1 pseudogene is annotated in these 277 nt (G+C 70.4%); it reads left to right on the forward strand.

Annotated features, from left to right (window positions below):
- Positions 1–229 (forward strand): annotated as a pseudogene (locus ACSNOK_RS34095) (hypothetical protein); the annotation flags it as partial.
- Positions 230–277: the final 48 nt, after the last annotated feature.

The following is a 277-nucleotide window of genomic DNA, read 5'->3' on the forward strand; positions in this document are numbered from 1 at the left end:
GTTCGAGGCGCGCACGGCATGGTCGAGGGGCAAGCGGCTGCCCATGCGTCCCGCCCGGCTGCTGTACGAGGCATACCGGGCAGGGGAGACCACCCTGCGGCCGCTGGCGGCCCACACCGGGCAGGATGTCGACAGGCTCCGCGAGGTACTCGACCCGGCGGCAGCTCCCCGGAAGAGCGCGCTCAACGCCTCCGGAACGGAGGGAGGGGAGCTGGTCTTCCAGCCATGAGGTGCCACTGCTGGTTTCCCGGCAACACAGTGCTGTGCAACTTCGCGG

Source organism: Streptomyces sp. URMC 126, assembly GCF_051386555.1.
Taxonomy (GTDB): Bacteria; Actinomycetota; Actinomycetes; order Streptomycetales; family Streptomycetaceae; genus Streptomyces.